Here is a 17,752-nt window from a genome sequence, read left to right as displayed (position 1 = left end):
GCCGGGCCGGGGATAGGCTCGGCCGATGAGCACGGAAACCGCAGCAGCCGCCGCGGCCGAGGTCGCCGCGCCGCCGCCGGCCGGGTGGGAGGAGGCCCGCTCCCGGGTCTACGCGGTGGGTCTCTCCGCCGCGCTCCCCGCGGTCAGCCGGCCGCTCGCCGACGCCGACGGGCACACCCTGGCCGAGCCGCTGACTCCGCGGACCGACCTGCCGGCCTTCCCGACCTCCAGCGTGGACGGCTGGGCGGTGCGCGGGGACGGCCCGTGGCAGGTGATCGGCCGGGTCCTCGCCGGGCACACCCCGCCCCCACTGGAGGCCGACGGCAGCACCGTGGAGATCGCCACGGGCGCCATGGTCCCGGCGGGCGCGACCGCGATCCTGCGGATCGAGGAGTCGACCCGGACCGCCGACGGCCGGGTGGCCGGCACGCCCCGATCGGCGCCGGAGTGGCGGGAGCCGGGCGAGGAGGCGTACGCCGGGGAGGAGCTGCTGCCGGCCGGCACGCCGGTCGACCCGGCGGTGATCGGCCTGGCCGCCTCCTGCGGGCACGACACGCTGCGGGTCCGCCGCCGGCCCCGGGCCGCGCTGCTGGTCTTCGGTGACGAACTCCTGACGTCGGGCCCGCCGGGATCCGGCCGGGTCCGGGACGCGCTCGGCCCGGCGGTGCCCGCCTGGCTGCGCCGGTACGGCTGCCAGGTGCGCCCCGCCGATGTGGTCGGCCCGGTGGCCGACACCCTCCCGGCCCACGTGGCCGCGCTGCGCGCCGCGCTCGCCGACGCCGACCTGGTCTGCACCACCGGCGGCACCATGCACGGCCCGGTCGACCACCTGCACCCGACGCTGGAGGCGCTCGGCGCCGACTACGTGGTGAACACGGTGGCGGTGCGGCCGGGCTTCCCGATGCTGCTGGCCCGGCTGGTCGACGGCGACGGCCGGGTGCGCTTCGTGGCCGGCCTGCCGGGCAACCCGCAGTCCGCCGTCGTCGCGCTGGTGTCGCTGGTCGCGCCGCTCCTCGCCGGCCTCCAGGGCCGGTCGATGCCGGTGCTTCCGCAGGTCACCCTGGCCGAGCCGGTTGCGGGGCGGGGCGACCACACCCACCTCGCCCTGGTGCGGTGGGACCGGGCGGCCGGCACCGCGCACCCGGTCCGCCACGTCGGCTCGGCGATGCTGCGTGGCCTGGCCGGCGCGGACGGCTTCGCGGTGATCCGGCCGGGCACGAGCGGCGCGGCCGGCGACCGGGTGCCGCTCGTACCGCTGCCGCTCACCCCCGGGGAGCGGTCCTGGTGAGCGCGAGGAGTGAGCCGGTGTCGCGAGGCCCCGCGGTCGGGAACGGGGAAGGCATGGTGAGCCTGGTTCTTGGCGCGGTGAGCGACCGGCCGCTGGACCTGGCCGCGCACGAGGCGGCGGTCGCCGACCGGCGGGCCGGCGCGGTGGTCTCGTTCCAGGGCGTGGTCCGCGACCACGACCACGGCCGCACCGTCACCCTGCTGGAGTACGAGGGCCACCCGACCGCCGAGGCCGTGCTGCGCGAGGTGGCGGCCGAGATCGCCGCCGACCCCGAGGTGTACGCGGTGGCCGTGTCGCACCGGATCGGCCCGCTGGAGATCGGCGACGTGGCCCTGGTGGCGGCGGTCAGCACCGCGCACCGGGCGGCGGCCTTCACGGCCTGCGCGCGGCTGGTCGACGAGGTGAAGGCGCGGCTGCCGATCTGGAAGCGGCAGGTGTTCGCGGACGGCACCGAGGAGTGGGTGAACTGCCCCTGACGGTCAGCGCCGGGCGGCGAGCCGGGCCGTCCGGGCGAGCCGGTCGTGATAGAACGCCGGCTCGGCGCCGGGGCGCCAGGGCAGCGCCGCGACCAGCACGATGAGGGCGATCGTCAGGGAGTTCTCCATCAGCGCGCCGAACAGGCCGTCCTGGTAGTGGGACACCTCGGGAAGTTGGTGCTCGTACGGCCAGATCGGCGAGATCAGGAAGAGCAGGTAGAGGCCCAGCGCGCCGACCCCGTGCCGGAGCCCGGTCAGGGTCGGGTACCAGATCGGCGGGCGTAGCGGCGGCACCCCGGTGGCCGGGGGCGCGCCGGTGACCCGGGCCGGCAGGCCGCGGCTCGCCTCGTGGCGGCGTACCGCGGCGTCGGCCAGCACGATGATCGCCGGGATGACCCAGACCAGGTGGTGCGACCAGGAGATCGGGCTGATCACGTTGGCGGTGAGCCCGACCAGGGTGAACGCGGTCAACTCGTCGCCGTCGGCGCGGGCACTGGCCGCCCGGGACAGCCCCAGCGCCAGCATCAGCACCGAGAAGGCCAGCCAGAGCAGGCCGGGCGTCTCGATCGAGTCGTAGAGCCGGGCCAGCAGGCCGGCGAGCGACTGGTTGGCGGTCATGTCCGCCGCGCCGACGCGCTCGGTCTGCCAGAGCACTGAGGTGAAGTAGGTCCGCGACTCGGTGCCGACCAGCCCGAACGTCGCGATGGTCACGCCGATGGTGGTGCCGACCGCGGTCAGCGCGGCCCGCCACTGCCGGGTGATCACCAGATATCCCACGAACAGCGCCGGGGTGAGCTTGACCGCGGTGGCCAGCCCGATGCCGACCCCCGCCCAGGTGCCGCTGTAGAAGAACCGGGCCATTGCCGAGTCGGCGGTCTCGTAGTGGGTGCCGCGCCTGGCCCGCCAGCGCAGGCCGACCAGGTCCGCCATGATCAGCACGAAGAGCAGCAGGTTGACCTGGCCGTAGCCGAGGGTCTCCCGGGATGGCTCGATGGCCACGGCCAGCGGGGTGGCGATGCCGACGGTGAACCAGAGCGACCAGCCCAGCCGGTCGACGATCGGGCGCAGCAGCGCGGCCAGCACGACGGCGAGCGCGGCGATGCTGGCCAGCGCGTTGAGCCAGCCGGCGGCGTCGACCGGCAGCCAGGACATCGGCAGCATGGCCAGAGCGGCGAAGGGTGGGTAGGTGAAGCCCAGGGTGGTCGAGGGAGCGATGAAGCTGTACAGCTCGTTGCCGCTCGCCCACCACACCACGGCACCGTGGTAGATCTTCATGTCGAAGAAGTTGTACGGCCGCCCGAAGGCGCCGATGGCGAGCCATGCGGCGTAGGCGACGGCGGCCACGATGCCGGTCCGTACGACTGTCCTGCGATCGATCCCACGCGTCACGCGGTGGATTGGCGCGAGGCGGTCCGTCCGTCTACCGACTGTCGTCGGCATGGCGTGGCCACCCCCGTACCAAGGTCGTCCTGCCCGTCCAGGTCCAGCACGGAGCCTAGAACGGCGCCTCACGTTGCTGCCTCCCGCGTTATGCGACCGTGTCCGATCCCACACGTGTTTTTGACATTTCCACCGCGTTAACGGGTGTCGGACGGTTCAGGTGATTGGTGGCCTTGCGGGGGGTGGTGGCCGTATTGATGCAGGTCAGCCGGGAATTCGGCGGGCGGTGGCCGCCGAGCGTACGGCGATCTTCGCCTCGCGGCGGGCGGTCCGGACCGCGCGCTTCACCGAGCGGCGCGAATGGTTGATCCGGTGACCGGTGCGCCAGCGCAACCCCGGCTTGCCCTCGGTGTCGGCGGCGGCGAGGAGGAGACCACCGAAGAGCCCGAGGTTCTTCAGGAAGTGGATCTGGTTGTTGTTTCGCGCCGCCGGGTCGTCGTTGCTCCAGAAGGGATGACCGGCGGCGGTGGTCGGCACCAGGGTGGCGGCGAGGACGAGCGCGGCCGGGCGGGTGAACTTGCCGGTCGCCAGCATCAGCCCGCCGATGAGCTGGGTGGCCGAGTTGGCCCGGACCAGCGTCGCGGTGTCGGTGGGGATGCGGGGGTTCAGGTTCTGGATCAGCGGCGTGACCTTGTCGGTGATCGGCTGCGCGGCCGGGACCAGTCGTCCCGGGTTCCGCAGGTTGCGGGCGCCACTGACCACGAAGATGCCGCTCAACATGACGCGGGCGAGGGAGCGCACGGGCTTCATGGCTCAGTCATACCCCGTCGCGGCCCCCGCCACCCCTGCAACACTCGAAAGGGATCGGCCGACGTGGACGTCCGCGCGGTACCGATTTCAGCGACCGTCGCTGATGGACGGGCTCGGGGCGGTAAGGTCGCGCTGGTGACGACCCTGCGACTCCGACCCGAGGACCCGGCGGACGAGGCGCCGGTCGCCCGGGTGCTGGCCGCCGCGTTCGCCCGCCCCGACGTGGCCGTCCCGCCCGAGGTGGGGCTGGTCGAGGACCTGCGGCGCAGCGACGCCTGGATCCCGGAGCTGGCCATGGTCGCCGAGTACGGCGGTGAGGTGGTGGGCTACGCGCTGCTCACCCGGGTGCAGGTGCGCACCGACGGCGGCACCTGGCCGGCCCTGGCGCTCGGCCCGGTGGCGGTCGCCCCGCACCGGCAGCGGATCGGGCACGGCGCGGCGGCGGTGCAGGCCGCCCTCGACGCCGCGACCGAGCTGGGCGAGCGTCTCGTGGTGGTGCTGGGCGACCCGGCGTACTACCGCCGGTTCGGGTTCGGCCGGGCCGACCGGCTGGGCCTGACCAGCCCGTGGTCCGGGTTGGGGGAGCCCTGGCAGGCGCTGGTGCTGCCGCCGTCCACCACGGACGAGCCGCCGCCCCCGGCCGGTGAGGTGGTCTTCCCGCCGCCCTGGTCGAAGGTCTGACCGCGGTCAGGCCGGCTGGGTGCGCAGGTAGCGGCCGAAGTGCGGGACGGTGAAGGCGACCGTCCCCCGCTCGCCGGAATAGATCAGGCCTTTCTTGATCAGGGCGTCCCGGGCCGGCGACAGGCTGGCCGGCTTGCGGCCGAGCGCCCGGGCGATCTCCGCGGTGGGCACCGCCGCGTCCATGTCGTCGCGGCCGCCCTCCTCCCCGTCCACCAGCGCGAGCGTCGCCATGGCGCGCATGTACTCGCGCTCGGCCGGGGTGGCCCGCTCGAACCGCGAGCCGAAGAAGCCCACCGCCAGCTCCGCCTCCGCCTCGGGTGCGGCGACCCGGACGTCCGCGGCGGTGATCGGCGAGCGGGGGGCGTGGTCCCAGGTGGCCTTCCCGTACGCCTGGACGAAGTACGGATAGCCGCCGGACTTCTCGTAGAGCAGGTCGAGGGCCTTCTGCTCGTACTCGACCTCCTCCCGCTCGGCCGGCGCGCAGAGCGCCTGGTCGGCGGCGATCCGGTCGAGCCGGTCGATCCGCTGGTAGCGGAAGAGCCGCTCGGAGTACGACTTCGCGGCGCTCAGCACGGCGGGCAGGTGCGGCAGCCCGGCGCCCACCACGATCAGCGGCGCGCCGAGCTGGGACAGCTCGTGGCAGGCGGCGCAGAGCGCCGAGACGTCCTCCGGGCCGAGGTCCTGCATCTCGTCGATGAAGACGGCGACGCCGGTGCCCACGTCGGTGGCCACGGCGGCGGCGTCGGTGAGCAGCTCGACCAGGTCGATCTCGATGTCGCCGGAGTCGGCCCGGCCGCTGCTGGCCGGCACGTCGATGCCGGGCTGCCAGCGGTCGCGCAGCTTCGGGGCGGCCCCGCCGCGCCCGGCCGGTGCGGCGCGCTGGGCGAACGCCTTGAGCACCCCGAGGAAGGCGTCGATCCGGTCGGGGGCGCGGTGCCGGGGGGCCAGCTCGCGGACCGCCATGTGCAGCGCGGCGGCGACCGGCCGGCGCAGCGACTGGTCCGGCCGGGCCTCGATCTTGCCGGTGCCCCAGAGGTGGTTGATGGCCTGCGAGCGCAGGGTGTTGAGCAGGACGGTCTTGCCGACGCCGCGCAGCCCGGTGAGCATCAGGCTGCGTTCCGGCCGGCCGCGGGCGATCCGCTCCAGCACCACGTCGAAGACGTCCAGCTCCCGCCCCCGCCCGGCGAGTTCGGGCGGGCGCTGACCGGCGCCCGGTGCGTACGGGTTGCGGACCGGATCCACGAATCGCACAGTATCGGGCCGTCTAGCGGCGAGGCTAGACATGCGTAGATGCGACTACCGCGTGTCGGAGCCGTCGAGACAAAACTAGGGCTGTCTAGCCTGGACGCTAGACAGCCCTAGTTTTGCCTACCGTGTCACCGTCGCTTGAGGCAGAGCACGAAGTCGAGGGTGTCGAGCTGGCTGTCGAAGAAGTACCAGTCGGTGTAGCCCTCGACCTTGGCGCACTTCGACTCGGCGTCCTTCTTGCCGCTAGTCGACCCGTCGACGCGGCGCAGCACCTGGTAGGTCTTCGCGGCGCACTCGGTGATCACCAGCTTCGGCTGGGCCGAACCGCCCTCGTTGGCGACGCACTGGCCGGCCTTCACGAAACGCGGGTCGGTCGAGGAGGCCGGGGCCGGCGGGGTGGTCGGTGCCTCGGCCGGCTCGCTCGCCGCCCCCGTCGGGTCGGCGGCCGGCGCGGAGGAGGACGCCGTCCCGCCCTTGTCGCCCTCGTCGTCCCGGCCCAGCACCCAGTACGCGCCGGCGCCGCCGAGCAGGAGCACGGCCAGCACGACCAGCACCACGAGCAGTGGGCCCTTGCCGCGCTTCGGCGGGGTCGGCTCGGCGTACGGCGGCTGCCCGCCGTAGCCGGGGTCGGCCGGGTAGCCCTGGTAGGGCGGGGCGGCGGGCGGCGGTCCGGCGTTCCAGGCGGGGCTGGGCTCGTAGCGCTGGGTCGACCGGTCGTAGCGCTGGGCGGGCGGCCCGTAGTGCTGGGTGGGTTGGTCGTAGTGCTGGGCGGGCTGGTCGTAGGGATGCGCGGGCTGGTCGTAGGGCTGCGCGGGTGGCTCGCCCCAGCCGCCCGGCTGCCCGCCGTAGCCCGGGTCGTAGCGCGGATCGGCCGACGGGGCGTAGCCGTCGTCGGGGCGCCGTCCACCCCACGGCTCGGGGGAGCCGCCGCCCGGTGGTCCGAAGTTCGACATGAACGCCCTCCTGCGTACGCCAGTGCTGAGAGGCCGGCCACCAATGGGGGACGCCGACGCCGTGGTCACCGTAGCGTGGTCCACCGATGAGCTCACGCCCCACGAGTGCGACGCCCGCCGTCGACCACACCGCCGCCCCGGTCCGTTCCGCCCTGATCTGGACCGCGCTGGTCCTTGTCTACGTGCTCTGGGGCTCGACCTACCTGGGCATCCGGGTCGCGGTCGAGTCCCTGCCGCCGCTCACCTCCGCCGCGATGCGGTTCGCCGCCGCCGCGGTGGTGCTCGCCGTGGTGCTGCGGCTGCGCCGCGGGCCGGGGGCGCTCCGCGTCGACCGCCGGCAGCTCGGCTCGGCCGCGCTGGTCGGGGTGCTGCTGCTGGCCGGTGGCAACGGCCTCGTGGTGCTCGCCGAGTCCGGCCCGGAGGGCACCGCCCTGCCCTCCGGCATCGCCGCGCTGCTGGTGGCCACCGTCCCGCTCCTGGTGGTGCTGCTGCGGACGGTCGGCGGCGACCGGCCCCGGCCGTGGACCTTCGCCGGGGTGGCACTCGGCTTCGTCGGTCTCGTGCTGCTCGTGCTGCCGCGCGGCGGGTCGGGAAGCGTGCCGCTGGCCGGGGCGCTGACGGTCGTCGCGGGGGCGGTCAGTTGGTCTGTCGGTTCCTACCTCTCCGGGCGGATCCGGATGCCGGACGACCCGTTCGTGGCCACCGTCTACGAGATGGTCGCCGGCGCGGCGGCGCTCGCCGTTATCGCCACCGTCCGGGGCGAGCTGCACGGCTTCTCCCCCGCCGAGGTGACCGGCCGCTCCTGGGCGGCGCTCGCCTACCTGATGGTGGCCGGCTCGCTGGTCGCCTTCACCGCGTACGTCTGGCTGCTGGCCCAGGCCCCGATCTCCCTGGTCTCGACCTACGCCTACGTGAACCCGGCGGTCGCCGTGGCGCTCGGCGCGCTGCTCGTCGCCGAGCCGGTGACCGCACAGGTGCTGCTCGGCGGCGCGGTGATCGTGGCCGGTGTGGCGGTGGTGGTGAGCACCGAGCGTCCGCGCCGGTCGGCGGCACGACCGGTCGACGGGGCGCTGCCGGAGCCGGCCCACCGGTGACGTTCCGGCCCGTGTCGGCCGGGCTGGTTGCGGGTGTCGCGCTCCTCGGCGCGCTGGCCGGCCGCGCCGCCGTCCCGCTCGCCCGTCGCTTCATCGGGCCGCCCGCACCGCCCCGGGCGCTGGACTCCTCGGGCGTGCTGCCGCCGCCGAGGCCCGGCGAGGTCGCGGCCGTGGCGGCGACCTGCGTCGATCGACCGGCCCTGCGGCACGGCGTGCCGCTGGTCGGTGCGGTGGTGTTCGCCGGGCTCGCCGCACGCGGCGCCGACTCGACACTTCCCGCCCTCCTGCTGGTCGCGGCGGTCGGGCTGGTTCTCGCGCTGGTGGACCTCATCTGCCTGCGGCTGCCCGACCCGCTGGTCGGCGCGGCGGCGCTCGGCGGCGGGCTCGGCCTGGTCGGGGCGGCGCTGGTCACCGGCACGCCGGGCCGGCTGCCGGCCGCCCTGGCCGGCGCGGCTGTCTCCTTCGCCGGCTACGTGCTGCTCGCCGTGCTCCCCCGCTCGCGGGTCGGCTTCGGCGACGTCAAGCTCGCCGCCGCGCTCGGCCTGCCGCTCGGCTGGCTCGGCTGGCCGGCCCTGGGCCTCGGGCTGCTCCTCCCGCACGTGCTGAACGGGGTCGTGGTCCTCGCGCTGCTCGCCGCCGGCCGGGTACGCCGGGACACCGCCGTCCCGTTCGGCCCGGCGATCCTGGCCGGCGCCTGGCTCGCCGTCCTGCTCGCCTGACCGTCCCGATCCGGGTGCCGCCGCCGGTGGCGCGCTCAGATGAGGCGTAGCTGGCGGTCCTTGGGGCGGCGGGGTTCGGCGTCGCCGAAGCGCTCGAACAGGCCCGGGTCGATCACGTCGAGGAACGGGGACGGCCGGCACTCGCGCTCCGAACCGTGCCGGGTACGCCGGGCGGCGTGGCTCACGTACAGCCGGTCCTGCGCCCGGGTCAGCCCGACGAAGAAGAGCCGCCGCTCCTCGGCCACCGCGTCGTCGTCCGGCTCCTGCCCGGGCCAGCGCAGCGGCAGCAGCCCGTCCTCGGCGCCGACCAGGAAGACCACCGGGAACTCCAGCCCCTTGGCCGCGTGCAGGGTGAGCAGGGTGACCGCCTCGGCGCGCGGGTCGAGGGCGTCCACCTCCGCCCCGGTGGCGAGCTGGGCGAGGAACAGCCCCAGGTCGTCGCCGCAGCGCCGGGCCAGCGGGGTGAGCAGGTCGACCGCCGTGCGGACGTCCTCGGGGCGTACCGCGCCGGAGCCGTCGAGCGTCGGCACGGCGAAGCGCTCCGCCAGGATCTGGCCGGCCAGCCGTACCCGGGCGGCCAGCGAACCGTCGAGCCCGGCGTGCCGCAGCTCGCGGGCGATGGCGGTCACGCCCGGGCGGTCGCGCAGCCGGTCGTGCGAGCGCTTCTGCACCGGGATGTTCGCCCGGGCCAGCGCGTCGACCAGGGGCGCGGCCTGGGAGTCGGTGCGGTAGAGCACCGCGATGTCGGAGAAGGACAGCGAGGTGGCCCGCCCGTCGATCCGGCCCGAGTCGAGCGAGCGGTGGGAGAGGCCGCCGACCAGGTCGTCGATGGTGCGTACCAGGAAATCGGCCTCGTCCGCGACGGAGGTCGCGGCGTAGCGACCGACCAGCGGGGCCTCCGGGTCGAGCCGGGCCGGGTCGAGGCGGCGGCCGCGGACCAGCGACGACGGCGCGATGGCCTGCACCGCGGCCGCGAGGATCGGCGCCGATGACCGGTAGTTGCGGTTCAGCCGGACCAGCCGGGCGTCGGTGAAGTCCTGGGAGAAGCGGAGGAAGTAGCCGACGTCCGCGCCTCGGAACGAGTAGATCGCCTGGTCGGGGTCGCCGATCGCGCAGAGGTTGCCGTCGGCCGGGCTGAGCAGCCGGAGCAGCTCGTACTGGACGGCGTCGACGTCCTGGTACTCGTCGACGAAGATCCACTTCCAGCGTTCGCGGTACTCCTTGACCAGCTTCCGGTCGGCCTTCAGCAGCGCCACCGGCAGGGTGAGCAGCTCGTCCAGGTCGACCAGGTCGCGCTTGCGCAGCAGCGCGGTGTACCGCTCGTCGTCGTCGCCGGCCTCCGCGCGGGCGGCCGCCCGGTCGGCGTCGTCGGCGATCCGGAAGTCCGCCGGCAGCCCGACCGCCTCGGCGTGCTCCCGGAGGATGGTGAGGCCCAGCGAGTGGAAGGTGCCGACGGTGACGTCCTCGGCCACCGGGCCGAGCAGCCCGTCCAGCCGGTGCCGCAGCTCCTCGGCGGCCCGCCGGGTGAAGGTGATCGCCAGGCACTGCTCCGGGAAGACGTTCAGCTCCGCGCAGAGGTAGGCGATCCGGTGGGTCAGCGTGCGGGTCTTGCCGGTGCCCGGTCCCGCCACGATGAGCAGCGGGCCGCCCGGCGCGGAGGCGGCCACCCGCTGCATCGCGTCGAGCCGGTCCAGCAGCCCGGTGCCGACCTCCTCCATGCCGGCGAGCATCGGTTCGAACGGCTCGTGCGGGGAGGGCGCCGGCGCGATCGGTGGCGGGGGTGGCGGGGCCGGCTTGCGCTTCGGCTCCGCCTTGGCCGCCGCCGGGCGCCGGACCTTGGGCTTCGGCGCCGGCTCCGCGGGCTTCCGCTGCGCGGGCACGGGTACGTCGAAGAGGGTGTCCTGGCCGGTGCCACCCCGCGACGAGCCCAGTTCGGCCGGGTCGAAGAGGGTGATCACGCCGTACTCGCCGTCGTAGCCGGGGATCCGGCGCACCTCACCGCGGCGCAGCCGGCCGATGCCCTCGGCGAGCAGCTCACCGCCGACCCGGCCGATCTCGTCCAGCGGGGTACGGGTCAGGATGTCCAGCTCCGGGCCGAGCGCGGCGATCAGGTCGTGGAGCTTCCCCTCGACCTTCTTCGAGCGGGCGCCCACCCGGTTCAGCTCGCCGAGGATCTCGGCCAACGGCACCAGGTGGGTCACCTCCCGGGCGTGCGCCGGTCGGTGCCCCTCGGGCCGGTCGGCCAGCTCCTCCACCCGGCTCAGCACGCCCACCGTCAGTGGCTTGCCGCACTCCGGGCAGCGCCCGCCGGCCTCCCGGGTGCGCTCCGGGGACCAGTTCACCCCGCAGAGCCGGTGCCCGTCGGCGTGGTACTTGCCCTCCTCAGGGAAGAACTCGATGGTGCCGGCCAGCCCGTTGCCGGTGCGCAGCGCCTCGCGGATGGCGAAGTAGTCGCGGGCCGAGTCGAGGACGGTGGCCTCCCGGGCCAGCGCCGGCGGCGAGTGCGCGTCCGAGTTCGACACCAGTTGGTAGCGGTCCAGGCTGCCGACCCGCCAGTTCATCCCGGGGTCGGAGGAGAGGCCGGTCTCCACGGCGAAGATGTGCTCGGCCAGGTCGGCGTAGCAGTCGGCGATCGCGTCGAAGCCGGACTTCGAGCCGAGCGCGGAGAACCAGGGCGTCCAGATGTGCGCCGGCACCAGGTAGCCGTCCGGGCTGGCCTCCAGGGTGATCTCCAGCAGGTCGCGGGAGTCCAGCCCGAGGATCGGCCGGCCGTCCGAGCCCAGGTTGCCGATCCGCCCCAGCGCGGCGTTGAACCGGGCCACCGAATCCAGGTCCGGAAGGTAGATGAGGTGGTGCACCTTCCGGGTCCGGTCGTCGCGCTTGTAGATCGTGGAGATCTCCACGCTGAGCATGAACCGGACCGGGTCCGCCTCCGCCTCGCTCGCCAGCCGGGGCGGCAGCCGCCGGGCGATGTCGCGCTCCGCCTCGGGGCTCAGCCGGTAGAGGCCGGGCTCCGCCGGGTGCAGGGTCTCGCGCAGGTGGTCGTACCAGGCGGGGTGGGTGAAGTCGCCGGTGCCGAGCACGCCGATGCCCTTGCGTCGGGCCCACCAGCCGAGGTTCGGCAGGGTCAGGTCACGGCTGCACGCGCGCGAGTATTTCGAGTGGATGTGCAGATCCGCGACGAACGGCGGGAGGCCACCGGGGGGTACGGCGCTGAACGGAGGCACGCCGCATCCTGTCACGCCCGGTCCCCCGGCCGCCCGCCGCCACGCGTACGGGTGACCTGAGCAATGCGGTGCTGGACCGGACGGCCGGGACGCGCTATGGGGCGCGCAGCTCGACCAGGGTCACCTGCGGCGGCGCCCCGACCCGGACCGGCGGGCCCCAGAAGCCGGCGCCGTTGGTCACGTAGACCTTGGTTCCGTCCACCTCGCCCAGGCCGGAGACCACCGGCTGCTGGAGCTTCACCAGCAGGTTGAACGGCGCCATCTGACCGCCGTGGGTGTGCCCGGAGAGCTGGAGGTCGACGCCGAACTTCGCCGCCTCGTGGGCGGCCACCGGCTGGTGGGCCAGCAGCACCACGGGTCGGCTCGGGTCGCGATCGCCGAGGGCGGCGGCGTAGTCGGCGGGGGCGGCCAGCCCGGTGCCGGAGGCGGTGACGTCGTTGACCCCGGCCAGGTCGAGCACGCCGCCCCGGGCCCGGATCTCCTGGCGCTCGTTCTGGAGCACCCGCAGGCCGAGCCGGTCCACCTCGCGCACCCACTCCTCCACACCGGAGTAGTACTCGTGGTTGCCGGTGACGAAGAAGCTGCCGTACCGGGAGCGAAGGTCGCGCAGCGGTTCCGCGGCCCGGCCCAGCTCGGCCACCGAGCCGTCGACCAGGTCGCCGACGACCGCCACCAGGTCGGCGTCGAGCCGGTTGATCATCGCGACGATCCGCTCGGTGTGCGCCCGGCCGCGCAGCGGCCCGAGGTGGATGTCGGAGACGGTGGCGATGCGCAGGCCGTCCATGCTGCGGGGGAGCTTGGCCAGGGCGATCTGCACCCGGTCCAGCCGGGGCGCTCCCATCGCGGTGCGTACGCCGTACCCGGTGATGCCGGCGGCGGTGAGCCCGGCGAAGATCGCGGCCCCCCGCGCGAGCAGCAACCGGCGGGACGGGTCGTGGTCGGGTGGGTCGCCGGCGGGCCGGCCGTCAGCCGCCTTGGGAGGGCCGGCCGGACCCGCGGCCGGCGGCTCCCCGGCGGACTCCGTCGACGGCTCGGCCAGCGCGACGGGCGACGCGGACGCCGGACCGGCCGGCGCCGGTTCCGCGACGCCGGCGGCCGGGATGCCCGCCCGGCCGGGGCCGGCACCGCCCGCCGGCACCGGCGACGGCACCGGCGACGGCACGGCAGCCGCGCCGGTCGCGGCCCGCTCGCGGCGGCGCAGGACCAGCTTCGCCACCGCCATGGGCACCTCGAGCACCAGCAGCAGCCCGAGCAGGTAGAACATCAGGGCCAGCCAGAGGTAGCCCGGCCAGGCCAGCCAGTCCGAGCCGCTGCGGGTGCCCACCATGGTGGCCGGCACCAGCAGCGCCAGGAGCAGCGCGACCACCCCACCGGCCTTCCGCCAGCGGCCCGGGCGGGTGGTGTCGCGGACCAGCCGCTTCCACAGGTAGAGGTGGATCAGGGCGGTGACGAGCACAGCGAAGCCCACAAACATCGCCATCGCCAACACGGGAGCCTCCCTCAGCCGCCCGCGAAGGGGGGCAGCACGTCGACCGTCGCCCCGGCCGGCAGCGGCGCCTGACGATCATGGCAGGCCATGCCGTCGACCAGGAAGCTCGCGGCCTTCAGCACCACGGCCAGGCGCTCGCCGTGCCGCTCGGTCAGCTCGTCGAGGAGTTCGTCGAGCGAGCGGCCGGCGGCCGCGGTCTCCTCGGCGCGGCCGGCCGCGGCACGCGCGCCGGCGAAGTAGCGGACGGTGAGCTGCACCGGTCAGCCTCCGATCGCCGACATCGGGCGGGCGGGTTGCAGGAAGGTGGGGTCGTCGATGCCGTGCCCGGCCCGCTTGCCCCACGTCGCGGCCCGCCAGCGCCGGGCCAGCTCCTCGTCGTCCGCCCCGGCGCGCAGCGCGGCTCGCAAGTCGGACTCCTCGGTGGCGAAGAGGCAGTTGCGCACCTGACCGTCGGCGGTGAGCCGGGTCCGGTCGCAGTCGCCGCAGAACGGCCGGGTCACGCTGGCGATCACCCCGACCCGCGCCGGGCCGCCGTCCACCAGCCAGGTCTCGGCCGGGGCCGCGCCCCGCTCGCCCGGGTCGGCGGTCAAGGCGAACTCGGCGCGCAGGGCGGCGAGGATCTCGTCGGCGGTGACCATGGTCGACCGGTCCCAGCCGTGCTGGGCGTCCAGCGGCATCTGCTCGATGAACCGCAGCTCGTAGCCGTGGGCCAGGGCGAACCGGAGCAGCGCGGGCGCCTCGTCGTCGTTGACCCCGCGCATCAGCACGGTGTTGATCTTCACTGGGGTCAGCCCCGCGGCCGCCGCGCCGGCCAGCCCGGCCAGCACGTCGGCGTGCCGGTCCCGCCGGGTCAGCGTGGCGAACCGCGCGCGGTCCAGCGTGTCCAGCGAGACGTTGACCCGGTCGAGCCCGGCGGCGCGCAGGGTGGGCGCGAGACGGTCCAGGCCGATGCCGTTGGTGGTCAGCGAGATGCGCGGGCGGGGCGCCAACGCGGCCACCGCGGACACGATGCGGGCCAGGCCCGGCCGGATCAGCGGCTCGCCGCCGGTGAAGCGGACCTCGGTGACGCCGAGCCGGTGCACCGCCACCCGGATCAGCCGGACGATCTCGTCGTCGTCGAGCAGCTGCGGCCCGGCCAGCCAGGGCAGCCCTTCAGCCGGCATGCAGTAGGTGCAGCGCAGGTTGCACTTGTCGGTCAGCGAGACCCGGAGGTCCCGGGCGACCCGGCCGTACCGGTCGACGAGGACCCCGTCGGTCGTTGTCGGGGCGGCGGTCACCCGTCGACCGTAGCGCGTCCGGCGCCGCGCAGCGCGGCGCGGGCGGCGGAGTCCACCGCCGCCCGGTACGCCGCCCCGAACAGCGCGGTGTGCACCAGCAGCAGGTGGAGCTGGTGCAGCGGCACCCGCTCCCGCCAGCCGTCGGCCAGCGGCCACGCCTCCCGGTAGGCGGCCGTGATCCGGTCGAGGTGCGCCGGGCCGCCGAAGAGGGCGAGCTGGGCCAGGTCGGTCTCCCGGTGACCGCCGTGCGCGGCCGGGTCGACCAGCCAGACCCGGTCGTCGACGCCCCAGAGCAGGTTGCCGGGCCAGAGGTCGCCGTGCACCCGGGCCGGCGGCTCGTCGCCGCCGAACTCGGCGATCCGGTCGAGCAGCTCCTCGACCGGGCCGGCCTCCGCGGCGGTGAGCGCGCCGTTGTCGACCGACATCCGCAGGTACGGCAGCAGCCGCCGCTGGGCGAACCACTCCGACCACGGGCCCGGGTCGGGGGTGTTGTCCTGCGGCAGGGTGCCGATGAACCCGGGCCACTCGGCGCCGAAGGCGGGGGCCCCGGCCCGGTGCAGCCCGGCCAGCTCGCGGCCGAACAGCTCGGCCGCCTCCGGCGTCGGCTCGCCGGTTTCGACCCAGTCGAGCGCCAGCAGCTCCGGCAGGGCCACGATCACCTCCGGTACGGCGACCGTGCCGGCCTCGCGCAACCAGCGCAGCCCGGCCGCCTCGGTGGCGAAGAAGCCCTCGGGCGGCGCCCCTTCGGCGCGCTCCGGCCAGGTCTTGGCGAAGACCGAGTGCCCGTCGTCGAGGGTGAGCCGGGACGCGGCGCAGCTGTCCCCGCCGGAGACCGGCGTCTCCCGGATCCGCTGGTGGGTCAGGAAGGTCGGCAGGTGCTCCGGGTGTGCCCGCAGGTACGCCAGGTCCATGAGCGCAAGGTAGCCGGTCCGCGGGACCGGCGCGGGCCATGCACGACTCCGGCGGGTGCCGTGCCTCGCCGACCTGGCCCGATACTCTCCGTATCTGTGGACAACCCGCGTGTCGTCCACAGGGCCTGTCGCACCGGCACCGGCCCGCCGCACGCTCCTGGCATGAACTCCACCGAGCGCCCCCGCCTCGCCGTCCGCTCGCCCGCCGACCTCGTCGCCGCCGTGCCGTACCTGCTCGGGTTCCATCCCGCCGACAGCGTCGTGGTGGTGGCGGTGCGCGGCCGGCGGGTCGTCTTCGCCGCCCGCGGTGACCTGCCCGGGCCGGGCACCGACCTGCGCCCGGCCGCCCGGCATCTGGCCGGGGTGGTGGCCCGGCAGGGCACCGACGCCGCCACCGTGATCGGCTACGGTCCGGCCACCCGGGTCACCGGCGCGGTGGACGCGGTCGGCGAGGCGCTGGACGAGGCCGGGCTGACCGTCCTCGACGCGCTCCGGGTGACCGAGGGGCGCTGGTGGTCCTACCTCTGCGCCGAGCCGGCCTGCTGCCCGCCCGAGGGCACCCCCTACGACGCGGCGGCCAGCGAGGTCAGCGCGGCGGCCGTCTTCGCCGGTCAGGTCGCCCTGCCCGACCGGGCCGCGCTGGCCGCGCAGGTGTCCCCGCTCGGCGGGCCGGTCCGGGTGGCCATGCGCCGGGCCACCGCCCGCGCCCGCCGCCGCCTGGCCGGGCTGGCCGGGGAGGCGACCGGCCTCGCCGCAGAGGCGAGCGGCCCGGTCGGGGAGGCAGCCGACCTGGCCGGGGAGGCGACCGCCGGGGAGAGGGCCGGACCGGCCGGGGAGGCGGCCGGGACGGGCCGTTCGGTCCGCTCGGCCGGGGCGGCGGCGGTGCGCACCGCGTTCCGCCGGCACCGGCGCGGTGAGCGGCTCGGCGACGACGAGGTGGCCTGGCTGACCGTGCTCCTCACCCACCTCCCGGTACGCGACCAGGCCTGGTCCCGCACCGACGGCAGGGACGCCGACATCAGCCTCTGGACCGACGTGCTGCGCCGGGCCGAGCCGGAGCTGATCGCCGCCCCGGGCAGCCTGCTGGCCTTCGCCGCCTGGCGGGCGGGCCACGGCGCGCTGGCCTCCGTGGCCCTGGAACGGGTGCTCGCCGCCCACCCCGGCTACTCACTCGCCGTGCTCCTCGACGACGCGCTCCGCCGCGGGCTGTCCCCGTCCGAGCTGGACGGCTGGCCGGCGACCGCCGGCCCGGCGGTGCTGCGTCGCCGCCGGCGCCGGCCCCGCCGGTGACCGGGTCAGCCGGGCACGCGCTGCGCGCCGGTGTAGACGTTCATGGTCCCGCCGCGCAGGAACCCGACCAGCGTCATCCCGGCCTCCTCGGCCAGGTCGGCGGCGAGTGTGCTGGGCGCGGAGACCGCGGCGAGCAGCGGCACGCCGGCCATCCACGCCTTCTGGGTCAGTTCGAAACTGGCCCGGCCGGAGACCAGCAGCACGTGCCCGGCCAGCGGCAGCCGGCGTTCCCGGACGGCCCAGCCGACCACCTTGTCCACCGCGTTGTGCCGGCCGACGTCCTCGCGCAGCACGACCAGCTCACCGGCGGCGGTGAAGAGCCCGGCCGCGTGCAGGCCGCCGGTGCGGTCGAAGGCGCGCTGTGCCGCCCGCAGCCGGTCGGGCAGCCCGGCGAGCAGTTCGGCGGTCACCGCCAGCGGGTCCTCGCGTACGGCGAACTGCGAGCGGGTCCGGACGGAATCGATGCTCGCCTTGCCGCAGACTCCGCACGAGCTGGTGGTGTAGAAGTTGCGGGCCGGGTCGGTGACGGGCTCCGGCACGCCGGGGGCCAGCACCACGTCCACCACGTTGTAGGTGTTCGGGGTCTCCGCCCCGGCGCAGAGCTGCGCGGTGTGCACGTCGTCGGCCGACCGGATCAGCCCCTCGGTGAGCAGGAAGCCGATCGCCAGGTCCAGGTCGTCACCGGGGGTGCGCATGGTCACCGCGAGCGGCCTGCGCCGGCCCGGCCCGGCCGGGCCGACCCGGATCTCCAGCGGCTCCTCCACCGCCAGGGTGTCCTGCCGGCGTATCCGCGCCCGCCCGTCGGCCGCCGCGTCGAGGTCGATCCGGAGCACGCCGCGCCGGTCAGTCGCCCGTCCCATGCCGCCATCCTGCCCCGCGCCCCCGGGCACCCGCACGGCGACGCCCCCG

Annotated in this window: 16 protein-coding genes; 6 read left to right on the top strand and 10 right to left on the bottom strand. The window is 75.4% G+C overall.

Annotated features, from left to right (window positions below):
* Positions 1 to 25: 25 nt before the first annotated feature.
* Together AC0OLQ_RS00795 and AC0OLQ_RS00790 are read left to right on the top strand one after the other, a co-directional pair.
* Positions 26 to 1,288: a molybdopterin molybdotransferase MoeA gene (locus AC0OLQ_RS00795; RefSeq protein ID WP_484529799.1), complete on the top strand. Its 1,263-nt coding sequence runs from the start codon at positions 26 to 28 to the stop codon at positions 1,286 to 1,288.
* Between the two features lie 53 nt (positions 1,289 to 1,341).
* Positions 1,342 to 1,764 (top strand): molybdenum cofactor biosynthesis protein MoaE, encoded by a 423-nt coding sequence (locus tag AC0OLQ_RS00790; RefSeq protein ID WP_484532520.1) that lies wholly within the window; start codon positions 1,342 to 1,344, stop codon positions 1,762 to 1,764.
* A 3-nt stretch (positions 1,765 to 1,767) separates the two neighbouring features.
* On the opposite strand, the gene AC0OLQ_RS00785 is transcribed toward AC0OLQ_RS00790, so the two are convergent.
* Positions 1,768 to 3,204 (bottom strand): glycosyltransferase 87 family protein, encoded by a 1,437-nt coding sequence (locus tag AC0OLQ_RS00785; protein WP_484529798.1) that lies wholly within the window; start codon positions 3,202 to 3,204, stop codon positions 1,768 to 1,770.
* Between the two features lie 204 nt (positions 3,205 to 3,408).
* Entirely contained in the window at positions 3,409 to 3,954 is a 546-nt protein-coding gene (locus AC0OLQ_RS00780) for a DoxX family protein (protein WP_357331762.1), read from the bottom strand.
* Positions 3,955 to 4,089: 135 nt separating this feature from the next.
* On the opposite strand from AC0OLQ_RS00780, the gene AC0OLQ_RS00775 reads away from it, so the two are divergent.
* Positions 4,090 to 4,635, top strand: coding sequence for a GNAT family N-acetyltransferase (locus AC0OLQ_RS00775; protein WP_357331760.1), 546 nt, complete (start codon positions 4,090 to 4,092; stop codon positions 4,633 to 4,635).
* 6 nt (positions 4,636 to 4,641) lie between these two features.
* Here the strand turns inward: AC0OLQ_RS00775 and AC0OLQ_RS00770 are convergent, their stop codons facing one another.
* Both AC0OLQ_RS00770 and AC0OLQ_RS00765 read right to left on the bottom strand, forming a co-directional pair.
* The gene (locus AC0OLQ_RS00770) at positions 4,642 to 5,877 is read right to left on the bottom strand and encodes an AAA family ATPase (protein ID WP_357331758.1); all 1,236 of its coding nucleotides are present in this window, start codon (positions 5,875 to 5,877) and stop codon (positions 4,642 to 4,644) included.
* A 134-nt stretch (positions 5,878 to 6,011) separates the two neighbouring features.
* Positions 6,012 to 6,836 (bottom strand): LppU/SCO3897 family protein, encoded by an 825-nt coding sequence (locus tag AC0OLQ_RS00765; protein ID WP_484529797.1) that lies wholly within the window; start codon positions 6,834 to 6,836, stop codon positions 6,012 to 6,014.
* Positions 6,837 to 6,922: 86 nt separating this feature from the next.
* Here AC0OLQ_RS00765 and AC0OLQ_RS00760 point away from each other — a divergent pair, with 86 nt between their 5' ends.
* Positions 6,923 to 7,930 (top strand): EamA family transporter, encoded by a 1,008-nt coding sequence (locus tag AC0OLQ_RS00760; RefSeq protein WP_484529796.1) that lies wholly within the window; start codon positions 6,923 to 6,925, stop codon positions 7,928 to 7,930.
* Positions 7,927 to 8,649: a prepilin peptidase gene (locus tag AC0OLQ_RS00755; protein WP_484529795.1), complete on the top strand. Its 723-nt coding sequence runs from the start codon at positions 7,927 to 7,929 to the stop codon at positions 8,647 to 8,649. The genes AC0OLQ_RS00760 and AC0OLQ_RS00755 overlap by 4 nt, the downstream gene beginning before the upstream one ends.
* Before the next feature lie 35 nt (positions 8,650 to 8,684).
* On the opposite strand, the gene AC0OLQ_RS00750 is transcribed toward AC0OLQ_RS00755, so the two are convergent.
* The 5 genes from AC0OLQ_RS00750 to AC0OLQ_RS00730 form a co-directional block, all read right to left on the bottom strand.
* The gene (locus AC0OLQ_RS00750; protein ID WP_484529794.1) at positions 8,685 to 11,876 is read right to left on the bottom strand and encodes a UvrD-helicase domain-containing protein; all 3,192 of its coding nucleotides are present in this window, start codon (positions 11,874 to 11,876) and stop codon (positions 8,685 to 8,687) included.
* A 94-nt stretch (positions 11,877 to 11,970) separates the two neighbouring features.
* Complete coding sequence (locus tag AC0OLQ_RS00745; RefSeq protein ID WP_484529793.1) at positions 11,971 to 13,365, bottom strand: metallophosphoesterase; 1,395 nt, start codon at positions 13,363 to 13,365, stop codon at positions 11,971 to 11,973.
* An 11-nt stretch (positions 13,366 to 13,376) separates the two neighbouring features.
* Positions 13,377 to 13,622 carry a MoaD/ThiS family protein gene (locus AC0OLQ_RS00740; protein WP_357331746.1) on the bottom strand — a complete coding sequence of 82 codons (246 nt, stop codon included), beginning with the start codon at positions 13,620 to 13,622 and terminating at the stop codon, positions 13,377 to 13,379.
* Between the two features lie 3 nt (positions 13,623 to 13,625).
* Positions 13,626 to 14,642 (bottom strand): GTP 3',8-cyclase MoaA, encoded by a 1,017-nt coding sequence (gene moaA / locus AC0OLQ_RS00735; RefSeq protein ID WP_484529792.1) that lies wholly within the window; start codon positions 14,640 to 14,642, stop codon positions 13,626 to 13,628.
* Positions 14,639 to 15,553 (bottom strand): fructosamine kinase family protein, encoded by a 915-nt coding sequence (locus AC0OLQ_RS00730; protein WP_484529791.1) that lies wholly within the window; start codon positions 15,551 to 15,553, stop codon positions 14,639 to 14,641. Before AC0OLQ_RS00730 ends, moaA begins: the two co-directional genes overlap by 4 nt.
* 162 nt (positions 15,554 to 15,715) lie before the next feature.
* Between AC0OLQ_RS00730 and AC0OLQ_RS00725 the strand changes: the two genes are divergently transcribed.
* Complete coding sequence (locus AC0OLQ_RS00725) at positions 15,716 to 16,843, top strand: DUF4192 domain-containing protein (protein WP_484529790.1); 1,128 nt, start codon at positions 15,716 to 15,718, stop codon at positions 16,841 to 16,843.
* 5 nt (positions 16,844 to 16,848) lie between these two features.
* On the opposite strand, the gene fdhD is transcribed toward AC0OLQ_RS00725, so the two are convergent.
* A complete protein-coding gene (gene fdhD / locus AC0OLQ_RS00720) occupies positions 16,849 to 17,703 on the bottom strand; it encodes a formate dehydrogenase accessory sulfurtransferase FdhD (protein ID WP_484529789.1) in 855 nt (284 codons plus the stop codon).
* Positions 17,704 to 17,752 lie beyond the last annotated feature (49 nt).

It is taken from the genome of Micromonospora sp. Utrum1 (assembly GCF_057197805.1).
This window is presented reverse-complemented; position numbering and strand designations above follow the sequence as displayed.